Raw genomic sequence first — 18,197 nt, 5'->3', positions numbered from 1 at the left:
TGTGCGAATTCGCCAACACATACGTCACAATAAGGTAACCTGTGTTATTCGCAACATGTTAAAAAGCATTAGATCATCACGATAAGGCGCCCGCAGCGTGCATTAAGAGGTTTCGGGAAGTAGACTAGGCGCAACAACCATTTTGATACTCGGAACGATTCAGTGACCAAGCAACATTCCTTTGATCGCGAAGAACTGCTGGCCTGCTCGCGCGGCGAGCTATTTGGCCCCGGCAATGCACAGCTGCCGGCTCCTAACATGCTGATGCTTGATCGCATCACGCACATTCACGAAGAAGGCGGTGAGCATGGCAAAGGCGAGCTGATCGCCGAGCTGGATATCACGCCAGACCTGTGGTTTTTTGATTGCCACTTCCCAGGGGACCCAGTGATGCCTGGCTGCTTAGGGCTAGACGCCATGTGGCAGCTCGTAGGTTTCTACCTGGGGTGGCTTGGTCATCCTGGCCGTGGCCGTGCGCTAGGCTGCGGTGAAGTGAAGTTCACCGGCCAAATCTTACCCGATGCGGACAAAGTGACGTATCGCATCAATATGAAGCGCGTTATTACTCGTCGGCTTATTCTAGGTATTGCCGACGGCACTGTGTCCGTTGACGGACGCGACATTTACCAGGCTAATGACCTGCGCGTTGGCCTATTCACCTCCACTGCGAATTTCTAACAGGAGGCTCCCATGCGACGAGTGGTAGTCACCGGCCTTGGCATCGTGTCGTGCTTAGGCAACGACCAGCAACAGGTCCTCGACGCGCTCAAAAACGGGCGCAGCGGTATTCGTTTTAAGGAAGAGTACGCTGAGCGTGGCTTCCGTAGCCATGTGGCGGGTAGCGTTGATATCGACCTCGATGCGCTGATTGACCGCAAACTGCGCCGCTTTATGGGTGACGCAGCGGCCTATGCCTATGTCTCGATGGCCCAGGCCATTGAAGACGCAGGCCTAACGGAAGAGCAAGTCTCTAACGTACGTACAGGGCTGATTGCAGGCTCAGGCGGCGCTTCTAGCGCTAACCAGGTAGAAGCCGCTGACCTGATGCGCGAAAAAGGCCTGCGCCGTGTAGGCCCCTACCGCGTTACCCGCACCATGGGCAGCACGGTATCCGCTTGCCTGGCCACGCCGTTTAAAATCAAAGGCGTTAACTACTCGATCTCCTCTGCTTGTGCGACCTCTGCTCACTGTATTGGCAACGCCATGGAGCAGATCCAGCTAGGCAAACAGGATGTGGTATTTGCCGGCGGCGGTGAAGAGGAGCATTGGACGCTGTCGTGCCTATTTGACGCAATGGGTGCGCTCTCTACCCATTACAACGATACGCCGGACAAAGCCTCTCGCCCTTACGACCAAGCGCGCGATGGCTTCGTGATTGCAGGCGGCGGCGGCATGTTGGTACTAGAAGAGCTTGAACATGCCAAAGCCCGCGGTGCGAAGATTTATGGCGAGCTAGTAGGCTATGGCGCAACGTCTGATGGCTATGACATGGTGGCCCCCTCCGGCGAAGGCGCAACGCGCTGTATGCATCAGGCGATGGCTACCGTGCAGGGCAATATCGACTACATCAACACCCACGGCACCTCAACGCCGGTAGGCGATGTAGCAGAGCTAAAGGCCATTCGCAACGTCTTCGGCAACTCAACGCCCGCCATGAGTTCGACGAAGTCGCTGACTGGCCACTCCCTGGGCGCTACTGGCGTGCAAGAAGCCATCTACTCACTGCTGATGATGCAGCACAACTTTGTGGCTGCTTCGGCGAACGTTGAACAGTTGGATGAGCAGGCTGATGGCTTCGATATCGTGACCCAGCGTCGTGATGACGTTACCATCGACCGCGTGCTGTCTAACAGCTTTGGCTTTGGCGGCACTAACGCTTGTTTAGTCTTCCAACGCTATAGCGATTGATAGGCGCTGCGGCTGATAGCAATGTTAGCCGTGGCCAACAACGTAAAAAACAAAAACGGCGCCCGAGTGGCGCCGTTTTTGTGACGGTTTCATTCCCATCATTAGCGGGAGGCTGGCCGAGGTACGTCTGAGATCTCTTGCAGCTCCGCCTCAATCCAAGCTTCGACATCCTCAAGCACTTCGTCGGGGGTGCGCCCTTCGGTCTGAATGGGCGGGCCAATGCGTACCCGTAGCACCCCAGGACGCTTCACCCAATGCCGTCCGGGCCAACGCTCCCCAGCGTTGTGGGCCACGGGCAACACTGGCACACCTGCCCGGCAGGCTACGACGCTACCGCTTTTGTTGTAACGCTTACGTACACCAGGGTCAACGCGGGTGCCTTCAGGAAAGATTAGCACGGAAAGACCGGTGCCTAAACGCTCTACCCCTTGCGTCAGCACTTGCTTCATGGCTCTCGCGGGTTTTGAGCGGTCAAGGCTGATCGGACGCAGAAGCCGCAGCCCCCAGCCAAAAATAGGAATGCGCAGCAGCTCCTGCTTTAGCACGGTACATACCGGAGGCTTCATCACTTGCAGGAATACGGTCTCCCACTCGCACTGGTGGTTCGCCTGAATCACGCAGGGCCCTGAAGGAATATTCTCCCGCCCTTGAATGTCGTAGCGAACGCCACAGGCAATGCGAAACCAAACCACCAAAAAGTAGTTATAGAGGTTTAGCAGCCGATAGCGTGCCGCCAGTGGCAGAAACGGAGCGATGGGTAAAAACAGAACGCCAATAAGCAGCATGGCAGAGAAATAACCCGCATAGAACAACAGGCTGCGCACCACATTGATCAAACTGACTCTCCTGTCCCAGCGTCATTACGCTGCTGGTCTCGGGTTAAGCACCAAGCATCCAGCATACGTCCTACTTCCAGCCGCCACGGCTTTTGGTGGACACCAAACACATCCAGCACCCGACGGCAGTTCAACACCCGACGCAATTTCGCATCATGGTGATGGTTAAGGGCCTGGATCTCCCCTAGGGTGATCTCTTCGCCACGCCCTTCAAGGTGGGTAGCTAGCTGGGTGCGCACCATCGATGTAAAAGTGAATGCGCTCACCGGCTCGGTGCCTGCCAAGTGGTAGGCTCCCCAGGCATCAGCGCCACAGGCCTGTTGCTGCAACATGCCAATGAGCGCCATGGCTACCGCATCGGCGGACGTTGGGCAGAACACAACATCTTCTGCAGCGCGCACCGTTTGCCCCGTGACGAAGCTATCGATAATTTCACTTAACCAGGCGTGGCTACCCTCCAAGGCAAACAGCGGCCCCAAGCGCACAATCAAGTGACGCTGATGCTCTGCACGGATACGGTCACCTGTTTGTACCAGGCGGCGCAGACACTCATCGCGCGGCGCAGGCACAACATGCTCATCAATCGGGATCTCAAACCCATCTTCGTAGAGCTGGTCGGAGACACACCAAACAAGCGCCACGCCTTGAGACTGACAAGCATCCACGCAGCGCTCTACGGCATCCGCATGAGCTTTCACCTCCGCAGGCGTCATACTCAGCGGATGCGCCAGAGGTGGAATAATCACCGCGTCGGGCGCTATCGCCTGCAGCTGGCTCGGTGAAAGCGCAAGGCCTTGTTCAATGACTAGCTCGGTGTCAGTGCGTCGGCTCGCTTCACGGGCTAGCGCTAAGCTCAAGCAGTGCCCGGCATCTAATATCAGCAGCTTCAAGACAGCCCTCCCCTCAAACCCGAAACGCGGCGGTTGCTCCGCCTGCGGTGCTCCCACCCGTTATCAACAACACCGTCGAAAGGCGCTAGAACGGAATTTCGTCGTCGAAATCGTCGAAGTTGCCCGGATCGGGGGCTCCGTAGTTGCTGTTTTGGTGATGCTGTGCCGGTGGCTGCGGCGCAGGCTGTCCACCGCGCTGGGGCGCTCCACCTTGCGGCGGATAGCCACCCTGCTGGGGCGGGTTCTGGCCATAGTTCTGCTGGGGAGGTGCTTGCTGTGCCGGAGCCTGCTGGGCGTAGCCACCCTGCGGGGCACCACCACCTTGGAAATCTCCGCCACGGCTATCTAGCATCTGCATATCGTTAGCCACGATCTCCGTGCTGTAACGATCCTGGCCGTTCTGGTCTTGCCACTTGCGTGTTTGCAGGCGGCCTTCGATATATACCTTCGAGCCTTTTTTCAGGTACTGCTGGGCAATCTCGGCGGTTTTATTGAACAGCACGACGCGGTGCCACTCAGTACGCTCCTGGCGCTGGCCGCTTTGGCGGTCCATCCAGGTGTCGGAAGTGGCCAGATTCAAGTTCGCCACTGCCGTGCCGGAAGGCGTAAATCGTACTTCAGGGTCTTGGCCTAAATTGCCAATCAAAATGACTTTGTTAATACCGCGCGCCATGAGGTCGCTCCTTTTCGTAATCAGTCATATAACTTAGCGGGCCGCTATCTACCCTCTGTTGTAGATTAGCGCTAAACCTTTAGGGTCGCGGCGGTGGAATCAGCTTTGCCAGCGCCGCTTGGTCGAGCTCTTTACGGTTCACCTTTAAATACACAAGGCGCTCCTCAGGCACAACCATCACATCTTCCACGCCGACAACGTCAGCAAGATGCTCCATCAACAGGTTGACCGCATCGGGCTGCGTATCGTGCAGCGCCACCACTTCACTGGAGAGCGGCGGGGGCGATGGCATCCGCCACATAGCTAACCACCAGACCAGCGCCAGCAGCGCACAGCCAATAAATACGGCATTCAGCCCCCAGGTATTCGCCAACAGCCCACCCAGCGTGCCGCCTAAAAAGGCCCCAAGAAACTGGCTGGTGGAGTACACCCCCATCGCCGTGCCCTTGGCTCCGGCGGGCGCCAGCTTACTGAGCATGGAAGGCAGCGTTGCCTCCAGCAGATTAAATCCGGTGAAGAAGATAAACAGCCAAATAAACAGCCAATACCCCTGGGAGAGCGGTAGCCCCAGGCCCGCCAGGCTGGCCGCAATCGCGCCTATCGCCATCAGGCACATCAGCCTCATACGCTGACGCTTTTCCGCCACAATCACCAGCGGCACCATTGCCACAAAGGAGAGCGCCATAATGCCTAGATAGGCTATCCCATGGTACTCCACCGCCACTCCGGCGTTGAGCAGTAGAAAGGGAACAGCCACAAAAATCGCCATCAGCACTAAATGGAGGGCAAAAATCGATAGATCCAGCCGCCACAAGTCTGGACGGGTAATCACGCTTTTAAACTGCTTGCGATCCAGCCCTACATCACGGTGGCGTAACCGGCGTGGTGCAGGCGGCACCCAGCGCCAAAGCACTAACAGCCCCACCAGCGTTAATAGCGCGGTGAACCAGAACACTCCTGAAAGCCCAGCCCAGGTCGCTAGCCAGGGGCCAAGTACCATGGCGATGGCAAACGATACGCCAATCGACAAGCCGATAGTGGCCATGGCCGCCGTGCGTACCTGCTCACGGGTCTGGTCAGCAAGCAGTGCCATAATGGCCGCTGCCACGGCACCGCCGCCTTGCAAAGCGCGCCCTGCGATCACCCCGCCAATCGTATCTGCCATGGCCGCTACCACGCTGCCGAAGGCAAAGATCAGCAGCCCCATGGCAATCACCCGCTTGCGGCCAATACGGTCAGAGAGCAAGCCGAACGGGATTTGCAGCGCTGCCTGAGTTAATCCATAAATGCCTAACGCTACCCCGACCAGCAGCGGCGTGGCACCGGCTAGCGTGTCGGCATACAGCGCCAACACCGGCAGTACCATGAATAGCCCCAGCATACGAGACGCATAAAGGCCGGCCAAGCCGCTGATTGCACGGCGTTCAGCGGCCAGCAGCAGTGCAGAAACCTTGCGCATAGTGCCCTTGTGTATGGTGGATGGGCCGAACGGCCTGAGATAGCCGCCCATTCTAGCGCTTTGTCACCACGCTGGAAACGCCAAGCATGGCTGCAAAGGCAGAGACAGTTTTGCCGGGAAGGCGACAGCAAACGTATAATCGCACTTTTGCCACGCGATTCGAGGTGTTGATGGACAGCATTCTGGTCAGGGGTGCCCGCACCCACAACCTCAAGCAGATCGATGTGGAGCTGCCCCGCGATAAACTTATCGTCATTACTGGTCTCTCCGGTTCCGGTAAGTCATCGCTGGCGTTTGACACGCTCTATGCCGAGGGCCAACGTCGCTATGTAGAGTCGCTCTCTACCTATGCGCGCCAGTTCCTCTCCATGATGGAGAAGCCCGATGTGGACCATATCGAAGGGCTCTCTCCGGCGATCTCTATTGAGCAGAAGTCCACCTCCCACAACCCGCGCTCGACGGTGGGTACCATTACCGAAATTTACGACTACCTGCGTCTGCTGTTTGCCCGCGCGGGAACGCCCCGCTGCCCGGAACACGGTGAGGACCTAGAAGCCCAGACCATTTCGCAGATGGTCGATCAGGTGATGAACCTCGCCGAGGGCACCAAGCTGATGCTACTGGCCCCAGTGGTCAAAGGCCGCAAGGGTGAGCACCTACAGCTGCTGGCCGAACTGCGCGCCCAGGGGTTTGTACGGGTGCAAATCGACGGCCAAGTGCTGGAATTAGACGACATTGCGCCGCTGGATAAGCGCAAAAAGCACGATATCAGCGTGGTGGTTGACCGCTTTAAAGTACGTGACGATATCGCACAGCGCTTGGCGGAGTCGTTTGAGACCGCGCTGAACCTGGCCGACGGTACAGCGATGATCCACTTTATGGATGGCGAGCAAGAAGACCTCGCCTTTTCGTCGCGCTTTGCCTGCCCAGTGTGTGGCTACTCGCTCTCCGAGCTGGAGCCGCGCATGTTCTCCTTCAACAACCCCGCCGGCGCTTGCCCCACCTGCGACGGCCTGGGCGTTCAGCAATACTTCGACCCGGACAAGCTGATTAGCCACCCGGAGCTCTCTCTGGCGGAAGGGGTGATTAAGGGCTGGGACCGGCGCAACATTTACTACTTTACCCAGCTGCAGGCGCTGGCTAAGCACTACCGGTTCGAGCTGGAAACGCCCTGGCAGGAGCTGGCGCGCCACGAACGTGACATTATCCTCAACGGCAGCGGCAACGAACAAATCCCGTTTGTGTACGTGGGCGACCGAGGCCGCAAGGTAACCCGCGAGCACGCCTTTGAGGGCGTTCTGCCCAATATGCAGCGCCGCTATCGGGAAACCGAATCCAGCATGGTGCGTGACGATCTCGCTAAGTATATCGCCGTACAACCCTGCGCTACCTGCGGCGGTTCACGGCTGCGTAAAGAGTCGCGCCATGTCTACGTGGATGACCACACTATTGCCGATATTGTCCATCTGCCGATTGGCGAGGCGTGGCGCTACTTTGCCGAGCTGGCTCTGCCGGGGCGTAAAGGCGAAATTGCCGATAAGATCGTCAACGAGATCCATGCCCGCCTGGAGTTTCTGGTCAATGTGGGCCTGGATTACCTAAACCTGGAGCGCAGCGCCGATACCCTCTCTGGTGGCGAGGCCCAGCGCATCCGCCTGGCCAGCCAGATTGGCGCGGGACTGGTGGGCGTGATGTATATCCTGGACGAACCCTCCATCGGCCTGCACCAGCGGGACAACGACCGCCTGTTGAAAACCCTGGAGCGCCTACGCGACCTGGGCAATACCGTGATTGTGGTCGAACACGACGAAGACGCCATTCGCGCGGCGGACCATGTGCTGGATATCGGCCCCGGTGCGGGCGTGCACGGCGGTGAAATCGTCGCCCAAGGCACGCCCCAGCAAGTGATGGACAACCCCAACTCGCTCACCGGTCAGTATCTTTCCGGCACCCGTGAAATCGCCGTGCCGCCCTACCGCATTCCCGGCAATCCAGAAAAGCAGCTGGTGGTGCGCGGCGCAACGGGCAATAACCTGCAAAACGTTAAGCTCAGCTTGCCCTTGGGGCTGTTTATTGCCGTGACAGGGGTTTCCGGTTCGGGTAAATCAACGCTGATTAACGGCACGCTGATGCCGATTGCAGCCCGTGAGCTTAACCGTGCCACCACCCTCACCCCGGCACCTTATGAAAAGGTAGAGGGGCTTGATCAGCTCGATAAAGTGATCGATATCGACCAGAGCCCTATCGGCCGCACGCCGCGCTCCAACCCTGCGACCTACACCGGTATTTTCACCCCGATACGCGAGCTGTTCGCTGGCACCCAGGAGGCGCGCTCTCGGGGGTATAAACCAGGCCGCTTCAGTTTTAACGTGAAGGGCGGGCGCTGCGAAGCGTGCCAGGGCGAAGGCATGATCAAGGTAGAGATGCACTTTCTACCGGATATCTATGTGCCCTGCGATGTGTGTAAGGGCAAGCGCTATAACCGCGAAACGCTGGATATCCACTATAAAGGCAAAACCATCCACGAAGTGCTGGAGATGACCGTGGAGGATGCACTGGAGTTCTTTAGCCCAGTGCCCGCCATTGCGCGGCGGCTGCAAACGCTGATGGATGTTGGCCTTTCCTATATTCGCTTGGGACAAAGCGCGACCACGCTTTCCGGCGGTGAAGCGCAACGGGTAAAACTAGCCCGCGAGCTGGCCAAACGCGACACCGGTAAAACGCTCTATATTCTCGATGAGCCCACCACCGGCCTGCACTTCGAGGATATTCGCCAACTGCTGACGGTTCTCCACCGGCTGCGCGACCACGGCAATACGATCGTGGTGATTGAGCACAACCTGGATGTGATCAAAACCGCCGACTGGCTGATTGACCTTGGGCCAGAGGGGGGTTCCGGCGGTGGGCAAATTATTGCCGAGGGCACCCCCGAGCAGATTGCCAAACAGGAGGTTTCCCATACGGGCCGCTTCCTTGCCCCACTGCTTGAGCGAGGCAATCGCGCGCCGTCCACCTCCTAATGCCTAACCCACACTCCCGGCAACCAATGCCGGGAGGCTCGAAAGACAAGGCAAGACCGTCACTGACTGCTTATAGTAAGTAGCGACGTTTAACAAAGGTGGATTGCAACGAGGAGAAGGACGCTGTGGATCAGGACAAGAGCTGCATTATTCGCCACTTTAGCCACTACTGCACGCTAACAGACGACGAAAAGCAGTTGCTCAGCTCGCTAGAGGAGAGCCCGACCGAGCTCAAATCTGGCTCTCTGCTCTGGGAAGTGGGGTCGCCCGCCAACGAGTTTTGCACGCTGCGCAGCGGCTGGGCGTACTCCTACCGTCACCTAGAAAATGGTGACCGTCAGATTCTGGAAGTGTTTCTCCCCGGGGATATTATCGGCCTGCGGGAGTTTGCCTTTTCCCAGCGCCTTGAAAACGTTCGCATGATTACCGATGCGGTGGTGTGCCACTTCCCTCATAAGCGCATGCTGGATATATTTCGCCAGTCACTGCCGCTCACCTCGGTGATGTTTGCGATCAGCAGTCGTCAGCAGGCGCTGCTCACCGAACGCTTGGTTAACTTGGCTCGGCGCAGCGCGCGCCAGAAGATGGCCCACTTTCTCCATGAGATGTACCTGCGCCTGCGTCAAACCAACAACGATATCAGCGGGCAGTTTCGTCTTCCGCTCTCTCAGGAGCAGCTCGCCGATATTTTAGGCTTAAGCCCGGTACACGTGAGCCGCACGTTTAGCGCGCTGAGCGAAGATGGCTTGGTCTTCCGCGACCGCCATCACGTCTCGATTCCAGACCTTGAGGCGCTGGCCACGGAAGGGGAGTTTGATGACTGTTACCTGACCGACAACGTTCGGCCCCTTCTCAACGATTAGTGCCTCGCGGAGCCCCTCCTCCGCACTACGCCAGCGCGAAGGAGGGGGGTAAGGCGCTAGCCACACTTGGACCAGCCGCAACCGGCGTAGCAGGTGGGGCAGCCATCCATCATGATTAAGTCCCCTCGGCATTCAGGGCAGGTGCCCACAATCGCGGGGCCATCTTCCGAAGTGGATGAGGAGAGCCCCGCTGCCGCGGTCGTTTCAGCCACTGGACGCTCTTCCGGCTGCCAGGCATGGCCATGCTGCATACGGTGGGCGTAGCGGGCAACCAGGGTCTCTACCGGCACTTGGTTGCCGTCCTGGTCCAAAAAGCCGCGCCGATAGAGAATCTGCTGAATTGACCAGGCAATCGCCGCCACTTCCGAGTCGTGGAACATCGGCTTATTCCAGCGGTTCATGCCGCAGCGTACCAGCCCCTTATCCCACGCTACCTTGCGTAAGTCCGCCACGGCCTGGGTGACATACCCCCCGCGCGCTGCCAGCGACAGGCTGCGCATGGTAGCGGTGATCCACTGGTGCTCGCTGGAGAGCTGACCAGAGGGGAAGAAGAATTCCACAGGGCGCTCAATCACTACCCGCTGCCCGCCAACAACCCCTTCCACTGGCATAAACGAGACCAATAGATAGACCTTCTTACGCCCTTCTGCCCCCACATAGGAGATTTTCTCCGACACCGCTTCCAACGTACCTTCAGGACGCGACGGAATGCGGACTGTCAGCGGATCTTCATCGGGAAGTTCTGGCGCAGGCACGGACTGCTCCTGCTGCTTAATCCGGTAACCGACAATTTTCGAGGTGATCTCAACAGCCATCATGTTCTCCCTAAGCGCTTAAAACAGTTTCTAAGACAGTTCTTTGAGAAAGTTCTTCGAGAACGCTCCTCAAGACCGGCCATCAAGGCCGTCCTTGTAGCGCTCGCCTTTACCACTTTCCGTAGGTGCCCTCTTTTAGAGCATCAAATAGGTTGGCAGCGTTATGCTCTTCTCCGTCATAGATCACCTTCTCATCGCCGGTTAACTCAAGAGTTTCACCGTTTTCCAGCTCAAACACGTAGGTGGTGTTTTTCAGATCATCCTCACGCACCAGCACCCCCTGGAAGGCTTCTGGATTAAAGCGGAAGGTGGTGCAGCCTTTTAGCCGGCTCTCGTACGCCTGCAGGTAGAGGTCTTGGAACTGCTCAAAGGGAAAATCAGTGGGCACGTTGACCGTTTTGGAGATCGCCGAGTCTACCCACTGCTGGGCCGCCGCTTGCACGGCAACGTGCTGCTCGGGAGTGACAGCGTCAGCGGTAATAAAGTAGTCAGGCAGGTCGCTTTCAACCGCATCAGAAGCAATAAAGTGGCGGTAGGCCGCTAGCTCAAACGACACCACCTCCACCTGCTCCTTGGTCTTTTTACCCGACTGGATGATGTTGCGGAAATAGCGGTGGGAGAACGACGGCTCAATGCCGTTGGAAGCGTTGTTGCCCATGGAGAGCGAGATAGTACCCGTGGGCGCAATGGAGCTGTGGTGGGTAAAGCGCGCACCGTGCTCGGCCAGCTGCGCCACCAGCTCCGGCTCTAGCTCGGCCACTTTGGCCATATACTGACTGTAGCGGGCGTGCAGGATCCGCCCTGGCACTTTATCGCCTACCTCGTAGCCGTCGTTGGCGAGCTGGGGGCGCTCACGCATCATCTTGGGCGTAATGGTGTGCTCCTCTTCAAGCACCGGTGCCATTCCCTTCTCTTTAGAAAGCTCCAGCGCCTGCTTCCACCCTTCCAGCGCTAAGTGGCGGCTCACCTCTTCGGTGAATGCCAGTGAGGCTTGAGAGCCGTAGGGGATTTTCAGCATCGTTAGCGTCGAACCAAGCCCCAAAAAGCCCATCCCGTGGCGCCGTTTGGCTTCGATTTCGCGCTGCTGCTGGGGCAGTGGCAGCCCGGCAATTTCCACGACGTTGTCGAGCATACGGGTGAAAATTGCTACGACTTTGCGGTAGCGCTCCCAATCGAAGCGCGGGTTATCACCGAAGGGGTCAATCACAAATTTCGTTAGGTTGACCGACCCTAGCAAGCAGGCGCCTTCCGGCGGTAGCGGCTGCTCGCCGCAGGGGTTAGTGGCGCGGATATCTTCGCAGAACCAGTTGTTGTTCATGCGGTTGACTTGGTCGATCAGGATAAAGCCCGGCTCGGCGTAGTCATAGGTGGAGGCCATGATCGTGTCCCATAGCTCCCGAGCTTTAATCACCTCGACAATACGGCAGGCCACGCGCCCCTCGTCATCCACCGTATAGCCCTCTTCCACCACCGGCCAGTCGCGGTAAATGATGTCGGCGGCGCTCACATCCTCTTTTTCACCTGGGTGCAGCGGAAAAGCCAAAGGCCAGTCGGCATTATTTTTCACTGCTTCCATAAACTCATCGGTGATGAGCAGGCTCAGGTTGAATTGACGCAGCCGTCCCGCTTCGCGTTTGGCTTGAATAAATTCGCGCACATCCGGGTGGCCCACATCGAAGGTGCCCATCTGGGCACCGCGGCGGCCTCCAGCAGACGCCACGGTGAAGCACATCTTGTCGTAGATATCCATAAACGCCAGCGGGCCATTGGTACCTGCCCCTGCGCCAAACACAAAGGCGCCTTTATGGCGTAGCGTTGAGAAGTCGTAGCCGATCCCAGCCCCAGACTTCAGCGTCATTCCAGCATCGACTACCGAATCGAGAATATCGCGCATGGAGTCGCGGATAGTGCGAGAGACGGTGCAGTTAATTAGGCTGACGGCGGGCTTATAGGCATCGGCTCCGGCGTTGGAAAGGATTCGCCCGGCGGGAATAGCACCGTTTTCTAGCGCCCAGCGAAATTTAGGCAGCCACTCATCCGCTTTTTCCCCTTCCACGGCAGCCAAGGCACGGGCCACACGCTCAAAGGTCGCTGCGACATCCTGATCCACCGGCTGGCCATGGCGATCTTTCAACCGATACTTGGCATCCCAGATTTCCCTGGACGGGGCCTGCAAAGGAACCTCATTGGAGGTCTTCATCGCCTTGGCTGCGGTACTCATGTCGCAAAACTCCTTCACTGCGGGGTGAATATAGCGCTTAAAACGCACCGATTATACGGCGCATAAAAAGGAAGTATAGCCTTGACTTACTACCACATAAGCCAATCAACATTGAAAAAATTACTAGATATAGAAAAATCAGCACCTTACCTTTTGCTTATTCCCAACACACTATAGGCTTAGGGTTTTCAATGACGGTACGACCTATGGCCCGTTTCAAAACCTCCATTTTCGTAGCCGCTGCCATGCTGCTGGCCACGGCACCGCCCGCGTTGGCCGCGACCTTTAATGTGGAATCGATGGAAACCCACAGGCACTGGCAATCGATGTCGCTCACCTTAGGCGAAGAGCGCCACTTCCGCGCCGTCGAGACCCATAGCTACACCGATGCCACCCTAAGCCTGAACACGACTCAAGGGGTATGCGATTTACCGTGGCTGGAGATGCGTGTCTCCCTAGCGCAGCAACAGGGGGAGAGCCGCGCGGTAAACCTAGTGCCCACACGGCTACGGATTGATGACCACCCTATCGTCGATACGATGGCGGAGTTTATTACCGAGCGGGGCGACAACGGTTTTTACGCTCATTTTTACTTGAGCGATATGACCACACTGATTGCTGAGATGCAGGCGGGCCAACAGCTATTTTTAGGTTTCGACCAGAATGAGCAGGAACCGTGGTACATGACCTTTAGCCTGGAAGGGGCTGGCGATGCCATTGAGCGTATGCAGTCGCTGTGTCGTGGCGCCTCGCTTCCAGAGGCACCTGATCGCTAGCGCTAAAACGCGCTCTCTTCCGCAACCTCGACTCGGTTACGGCCGCTGTGCTTGGCTTGATACATAGCGGCATCAGCTCGGGCCATTAGCGTTTTACAGCTATCGCCTGGCTGCCAGACAGCAACACCAATGCTAACGGTAATCGGCTGCTCAACACCCTCCACTTGTAGGGTCGCCACCAAGCCACGCAGGCGCTCGGCAAGCCCTACCGCCGCTTCCATGTCAGAGTGAGTAGCCAGTACCACGAACTCTTCACCGCCCCAACGGCCCAGGTGATCGCAGCCACGCAGCGAACTTTCCACTAGGCGAGCCAACGACACGAGCACGTCGTCGCCTATATGGTGGCCATGGGTGTCGTTAATTTGCTTGAAACGGTCAACATCAAACAGTAACAGAGCAAACGTGGCCCCATAGCGTTTAGCGGCAGCCAGCTCGGCATCAATAGCCTGTTCAATACGGTAACGGTTCCATACCTGGGTAAGTGGATCAAAATGCGCCAGTTGCTCTAGGCGCTGGTTGGCATCAGCTAACGCTTTGCGCTCTCGCTCCAAGTGCATATTCAACATGCTAATTTCGTAGGCGGAAATCGCCAGGGTTAGATCCTCCCCCAGGTCCTTGGCAGCAAGACGCTCAACACGCTGCCACGCCTCACTTTTGCCCACCACTTCTTCACGCCAGGCGGCGGAAGGCGCCATCATAACGGCAGGCTGCGGCACCGTGGCTGGCTGCATCGCCCAATACAGGGTTTCTACCTGCTCTGGGCGAAAGAAGAGTAACCAGCCACGCTGTGCCGGGTTCATCGGCAGCGGCACGGCGAGAATACCGCACTGTTCAGGCATACAAAGTGATGAGGTGAGCGGCTCAGCCGCAACCCCTCGCGTACACCAGGGGCCACTGTGCTGATGCGCTTTCTCAAGTCGCTTAACAAACTGGCCAATGGTGGGTGAATCCGGTGTATTTCCACTTGTGTATACACTGCCTTGCAGCCATAACGCGACCCCGTGGGCACGAAATAGCAAACGCCATGTTTCAGCCTGCTGATGAATGATTTCCTGGGGGCTTTGTGGCTCTAAACGGGCGTTAGCCGACAGTACCAAGCTCTCCTGAACGCGCTGTAGATAGCGCGCTTCTTGACGCGCCCTAAGCAATAGCAGCCGCTGGGTGGCTATTTGCACCAGCGCGCGTACCGCATCTCGCACCGGCGGTGCAACGGGATGGGGAGCGGCCGAGTGACAAAACAGCAGCCCCCACAGGCCGGTATCCCCCTGCATAGCCATACTTAGCGCTCCTCGCACACCGAGATGCCGTAAACAGCGCTGACGGGCTGGAGCGGGCGCGCGTAGGAAGCAGTGGCGCAGATTGACGCCTATATCACTTGGTACCAGCCGCTCGCTAGGCGCATCAACATCTTCGATAAGCCGCACCGGATGGTGTTCATAGGCGCGCCGTAGCGTAAGGGGAAAATCACTGGCCGGAAAGCGCTGCCCTAGCAGGGCAGGCAGCTGTTTTCCTCGCGTCTCTGCAACAATCAATCCATGCCAGTCGGTATCAAAGTGGCAAACAGAGACACGATCATGGCCAGTTAGCTGCTGCACCGCCGTTACCAGGTAATCCAACAGCTCTTCTTGCTGGGTCGCTTCAGCAAGGCGCATTAGCCGCTCGTTAACCGTACCCAATAAGCGACGTTTGCCCAGCGGGCTTAACGGCTCAATCTCGACTACCACGCTACCGTCAGTACGGTAAGCGTGCAGTTGAAAGCGGGTTGTGCCACGGCTAAACGCCAATGGCCCCGTTAATCGCTGTTGCCCCTGAAGCTCTTTGCATAGTCGCTGGCTTAGCCGTTTGCCCAAAACATCACTTAATGTGAGTTGTTGATGCGGTTGTTCGGACATACACAGCAACTGGGTGAGATTGTTACTCACCGCTTGAATGTGCCTGCACTCCTCATCCAACACCATAACGGCGCCAAACGACTGAAGTAGCGAACGTTGCTTCGACACGAAGATAGCCTCGAGATATCTCTTTACCCCTCGACCTGTTGCTTCAGCAACAGCTCAACGCGTCGGTTGGCAGCTCGTCCTTCCGCAGTAGCGTTACTTTCCATGGGTTGGGTGTCGGCATAGCCGACGGCCCGCATACGTGAAATGGCAATACCTTGCCGCTCTAACTGGCGTACCACTGCGATGGCTCGCCCTACTGAGAGTTCCCAGTTAGACGGAAATCGAGCGGTCGAGATCGGTACATTGTCAGTGTGGCCTTCAACAGAGATTTGGCCATCAAAGCTCTGTAGCACCGAGGAGAGCCGTTCTAACACAGCTTGCCCCTGGGGCGTTAGCACATCATTGCCACTGGGGAATAAAAGACTATCATCAATGCGTAGCGTGACCCCTTCCTGCCCCTGAGAAACACTGACCCCTGGTATATCGAGCCCCGCCATTTGGGGCTGTAAGCCGTCATGGCGAGGGTGTATGCCGGTGGCTAAACTCGCCAGCGGTAGTGACATGACAGCACTCGCGGGCTCCATAGCACTACTCTCACTCCCTTCACCACCGCCAGACGGTGTAAGCGCCAGCAGTAGTACAAACAGGGTGATCAGCAGCGTTAATACATCCAGATAACTGGTGAGCCAGCTCTCGTCACCCTCTCCTGAGGCGTCGGGAAGCTCCAAAGCGTGCCGTGAGTCGCGGTCGAGCATGGCGCTACCCTTTTAGTGCAGAACCCATATCGGGCCGAGGCTTAACGTTAGGATCACGGATTTCGTCGTGGTAGTTGGCCACAAAGGAGTTCAGCGTCTCTTCAATAAACGACGGCAGACGGCGCTTCGTGATGAGCGAAATACCTTCTAGCACCATGTTCATGGTAATGAGGCGCTCTTCGGTACGCCGCTCTAGCTTTACGGCTATCGGTTTAAACACCAAGTTGGCCAGCAGAATGCCATAGAAAGTGGTCAGCAGGGCCACAGCCATTCGTGGTCCTATCACTTCTAGGTCACCCGCATCCATAACTTCCAGCATGTTGACCAAACCCACTAGAGTACCAATCATGCCGAAGGCCGGCGCATAGGTCGCCATGGTGCGAAAAATCTGGGCTTCGGCATGTTCACGGGCTTTTAGCCGTGCGATACGCCAGCGCAGCATGTCGAAGATTTCATCCTCTTTGGTGTTAGCAATCACCAGTTGGATACCAGTACGCAAAAACGGGTTGCGGGTGTGTTCCAACTCTTTCTCAACCGCTCTTACATCCCCCTTGAACCATAGCCGCGACATGGCCACCAGTTCGTTGATATCGTCACGGACGTAAGTATTTTCACGCCGGAACACCAAGCCTACCAAACGTACAACACGCAGCACTTCCTTCAGCGGGTAGCTGATGAACGTCGCCGCCAGCGTACCGGTGATCACAATGGCAAGCCCCGGGAGGTTAAGAAAGCTCTCGGGCGACTCTGCGGTAAAAAATAGAACGCTTACCAGCAGCAGCATGCTGGCAAATATACCGATCAGCGTAGATGGATTCATCAACGGCTCCTCGCCGGTTATGGTTAGTGAGTGAGAGGGTTAATTCGTTTCGTGCAAACGGGCGCGCAGCCGGCTTACCGCTTGGCTGTGAAGCTGCGATACCCGTGATTCAGTCACGCCTAGCACGGCACCTACTTCTTTTAAGTTCATCTCTTCTTGGTAGTACAGCGCCATTAGCAACTTTTCCCGCTCAGGCAGTGCCTCAATGGCTTCAATCAGCGTTTGCCGCTGTTGCTCATCGAGCAGTTGCTCAAAGGGGCGGCTATGTGCTTCATCCCCCGCAGGCTCACAGCCATCAGCGATCAACGCTTCAAACGGCAGAAGCTGCCCACTGTTAGTGTCGTTGAGCAATTGCTGATACTCACTTAGCGGCATTCCCAGCTCACGGGCGATCTCCCCCTCTTCCGGGGGGCGTCCATACTGCTGCTCTAAGCGACGCACGGTATCATCTACCGCTCGCGCCGAGCGGCGCACGCTGCGGGGCAGCCAGTCGCGGGTACGTAGCTCGTCCATCATCGCGCCACGGATGCGCTGGCTAGCAAAGGTGGCAAATGTTGCCCCTTGAGCCGCGTCGAAGCGCCCTAGCGCCTCTAATAGCCCCACCATGCCTGCTTGGATTAGATCATCAAGTTCAATACTCGCGGGCAACCTTACCTGCAGCGTTAAGGCTTGACGTCTCACCAGTGGCATGTATTGGGTTAACAGCTCACTCTGTTTGATCTTGCCTTGTGCTGTATACATCCTCGCGCCTCGCGGCTTAACAACCTTTACTGGTAGTTCACAATCACTTGCAACCCCTGTATTCGTACAGGACGCTGCCCTGGCTGCAATGCAAACCGGAAGTGCAGGGGTGCATTGGCCTGCATGCCCGACAACGCCGTGGTACTACCACGCATGCTAGTCAGCACAACACACTGCTCTGGGTGGCATAACCATGCGTTGATAGGGGTTCCCGGTGGTGATTCAAAACGCCATTGAATTCGTGTCAGCGTGGCTTCGTTAAGCTCTATTGTCTGCGGTGGTAAAATAGACTGGCTACTGCTAGTACGATCACTCATTGCTACCAGCACGCTGGGCACTTGACGACTCCAGCTACCCGTTGCCGCTTGAGCACTCAGTACAGTACTCCCTAACCCTACCATTAGTAGCGCGCAGCTCACTCTTTTTACTGTTATCAGCTTCGCTATTTTTATCAATGCCTTTAATGCGGTGACATTAGCG

General features: G+C 57.1%; 16 protein-coding genes. 5 read left to right on the top strand and 11 right to left on the bottom strand.

All coding sequences use genetic code 11. The features are described 5' to 3' along the window. Window positions 1-162 precede the first annotated feature (162 nt). Both fabA and fabB read left to right on the top strand, forming a co-directional pair. Entirely contained in the window at window positions 163-678 is a 516-nt protein-coding gene (gene fabA, locus LG300_RS00695) for a 3-hydroxyacyl-[acyl-carrier-protein] dehydratase FabA (RefSeq protein WP_404376527.1), read from the top strand. Between the two features lie 12 nt (window positions 679-690). Next, the gene (gene fabB, locus LG300_RS00690) at window positions 691-1,908 is read left to right on the top strand and encodes a beta-ketoacyl-ACP synthase I (RefSeq protein ID WP_404376526.1); all 1,218 of its coding nucleotides are present in this window, start codon (window positions 691-693) and stop codon (window positions 1,906-1,908) included. Window positions 1,909-2,009: 101 nt separating this feature from the next. Here the strand turns inward: fabB and LG300_RS00685 are convergent, their stop codons facing one another. The 4 genes from LG300_RS00685 to LG300_RS00670 form a co-directional block, all read right to left on the bottom strand. Then, window positions 2,010-2,744: a lysophospholipid acyltransferase family protein gene (locus LG300_RS00685; RefSeq protein ID WP_404376525.1), complete on the bottom strand. Its 735-nt coding sequence runs from the start codon at window positions 2,742-2,744 to the stop codon at window positions 2,010-2,012. Then, window positions 2,741-3,634 (bottom strand): sugar nucleotide-binding protein, encoded by an 894-nt coding sequence (locus tag LG300_RS00680; protein WP_404376524.1) that lies wholly within the window; start codon window positions 3,632-3,634, stop codon window positions 2,741-2,743. The genes LG300_RS00685 and LG300_RS00680 overlap by 4 nt, the downstream gene beginning before the upstream one ends. Window positions 3,635-3,719: 85 nt before the next feature. Next, a complete protein-coding gene (ssb, locus tag LG300_RS00675) occupies window positions 3,720-4,307 on the bottom strand; it encodes a single-stranded DNA-binding protein (protein WP_404376523.1) in 588 nt (195 codons plus the stop codon). 79 nt (window positions 4,308-4,386) lie between these two features. Continuing rightward, a complete protein-coding gene (locus LG300_RS00670; protein ID WP_404376521.1) occupies window positions 4,387-5,766 on the bottom strand; it encodes an MFS transporter in 1,380 nt (459 codons plus the stop codon). A 170-nt stretch (window positions 5,767-5,936) separates the two neighbouring features. Between LG300_RS00670 and uvrA the strand changes: the two genes are divergently transcribed. Both uvrA and LG300_RS00660 read left to right on the top strand, forming a co-directional pair. Next, the gene (gene uvrA, locus LG300_RS00665) at window positions 5,937-8,786 is read left to right on the top strand and encodes an excinuclease ABC subunit UvrA (RefSeq protein WP_404376520.1); all 2,850 of its coding nucleotides are present in this window, start codon (window positions 5,937-5,939) and stop codon (window positions 8,784-8,786) included. A 125-nt stretch (window positions 8,787-8,911) separates the two neighbouring features. Further along, entirely contained in the window at window positions 8,912-9,649 is a 738-nt protein-coding gene (locus LG300_RS00660) for a Crp/Fnr family transcriptional regulator (RefSeq protein WP_404376519.1), read from the top strand. 56 nt (window positions 9,650-9,705) lie between these two features. On the opposite strand, the gene LG300_RS00655 is transcribed toward LG300_RS00660, so the two are convergent. Both LG300_RS00655 and LG300_RS00650 read right to left on the bottom strand, forming a co-directional pair. Then, the gene (locus LG300_RS00655; RefSeq protein WP_404376518.1) at window positions 9,706-10,464 is read right to left on the bottom strand and encodes a ribonucleoside-diphosphate reductase; all 759 of its coding nucleotides are present in this window, start codon (window positions 10,462-10,464) and stop codon (window positions 9,706-9,708) included. Between the two features lie 109 nt (window positions 10,465-10,573). Continuing rightward, complete coding sequence (locus LG300_RS00650; RefSeq protein WP_404376517.1) at window positions 10,574-12,685, bottom strand: adenosylcobalamin-dependent ribonucleoside-diphosphate reductase; 2,112 nt, start codon at window positions 12,683-12,685, stop codon at window positions 10,574-10,576. 206 nt (window positions 12,686-12,891) lie between these two features. Here LG300_RS00650 and LG300_RS00645 point away from each other — a divergent pair, with 206 nt between their 5' ends. After that, window positions 12,892-13,461, top strand: coding sequence for a hypothetical protein (locus tag LG300_RS00645; RefSeq protein ID WP_404376516.1), 570 nt, complete (start codon window positions 12,892-12,894; stop codon window positions 13,459-13,461). A gap of 2 nt (window positions 13,462-13,463) precedes the next feature. On the opposite strand, the gene LG300_RS00640 is transcribed toward LG300_RS00645, so the two are convergent. The 5 genes from LG300_RS00640 to LG300_RS00620 are packed head-to-tail and all read right to left on the bottom strand — an operon-like array spanning window position 13,464 to window position 18,136. Continuing rightward, complete coding sequence (locus tag LG300_RS00640) at window positions 13,464-15,461, bottom strand: diguanylate cyclase (RefSeq protein WP_404376515.1); 1,998 nt, start codon at window positions 15,459-15,461, stop codon at window positions 13,464-13,466. Window positions 15,462-15,484: 23 nt separating this feature from the next. After that, window positions 15,485-16,156: a flagellar motor protein MotB gene (locus LG300_RS00635; protein ID WP_404376514.1), complete on the bottom strand. Its 672-nt coding sequence runs from the start codon at window positions 16,154-16,156 to the stop codon at window positions 15,485-15,487. Between the two features lie 4 nt (window positions 16,157-16,160). After that, on the bottom strand, window positions 16,161-16,976 hold the full coding sequence (locus LG300_RS00630; protein ID WP_404376513.1) for a motility protein A: 816 nt from the start codon (window positions 16,974-16,976) through the stop codon (window positions 16,161-16,163). Window positions 16,977-17,015: 39 nt separating this feature from the next. Then, window positions 17,016-17,717, bottom strand: coding sequence for an RNA polymerase sigma factor FliA (locus LG300_RS00625; RefSeq protein ID WP_404376512.1), 702 nt, complete (start codon window positions 17,715-17,717; stop codon window positions 17,016-17,018). 26 nt (window positions 17,718-17,743) lie between these two features. After that, on the bottom strand, window positions 17,744-18,136 hold the full coding sequence (locus tag LG300_RS00620) for a flagellar protein FlhE (protein ID WP_404376511.1): 393 nt from the start codon (window positions 18,134-18,136) through the stop codon (window positions 17,744-17,746). Between the last annotated feature and the right edge of the window lie 61 nt (window positions 18,137-18,197).

Source organism: Vreelandella aquamarina, assembly GCF_044805175.1.
GTDB classification, from domain to species: domain Bacteria; phylum Pseudomonadota; class Gammaproteobacteria; order Pseudomonadales; family Halomonadaceae; genus Vreelandella; species Vreelandella aquamarina_B.
Note: the sequence above shows the minus strand (reverse complement) of the source record. Positions and strands in the feature narration are given on the sequence as shown.

Excerpts from the sequence above, each read along its gene's own strand:
- fabB (WP_404376526.1), top strand. The coding sequence starts at position 691 with ATGCGACGAGTGGTAGTCACCGGCCTTGGCATCGTGTCGTGCTTAGGC.
- ssb (WP_404376523.1), bottom strand. The coding sequence starts at position 4,307 with ATGGCGCGCGGTATTAACAAAGTCATTTTGATTGGCAATTTAGGCCAA.
- LG300_RS00670 (WP_404376521.1), bottom strand. The coding sequence starts at position 5,766 with ATGCGCAAGGTTTCTGCACTGCTGCTGGCCGCTGAACGCCGTGCAATC.
- uvrA (WP_404376520.1), top strand. The coding sequence starts at position 5,937 with ATGGACAGCATTCTGGTCAGGGGTGCCCGCACCCACAACCTCAAGCAG.
- LG300_RS00655 (WP_404376518.1), bottom strand. The coding sequence starts at position 10,464 with ATGGCTGTTGAGATCACCTCGAAAATTGTCGGTTACCGGATTAAGCAG.
- LG300_RS00650 (WP_404376517.1), bottom strand. The coding sequence starts at position 12,685 with ATGAGTACCGCAGCCAAGGCGATGAAGACCTCCAATGAGGTTCCTTTG.
- LG300_RS00645 (WP_404376516.1), top strand. The coding sequence starts at position 12,892 with ATGGCCCGTTTCAAAACCTCCATTTTCGTAGCCGCTGCCATGCTGCTG.
- LG300_RS00635 (WP_404376514.1), bottom strand. The coding sequence starts at position 16,156 with ATGCTCGACCGCGACTCACGGCACGCTTTGGAGCTTCCCGACGCCTCA.
- LG300_RS00630 (WP_404376513.1), bottom strand. The coding sequence starts at position 16,976 with ATGAATCCATCTACGCTGATCGGTATATTTGCCAGCATGCTGCTGCTG.
- LG300_RS00625 (WP_404376512.1), bottom strand. The coding sequence starts at position 17,717 with ATGTATACAGCACAAGGCAAGATCAAACAGAGTGAGCTGTTAACCCAA.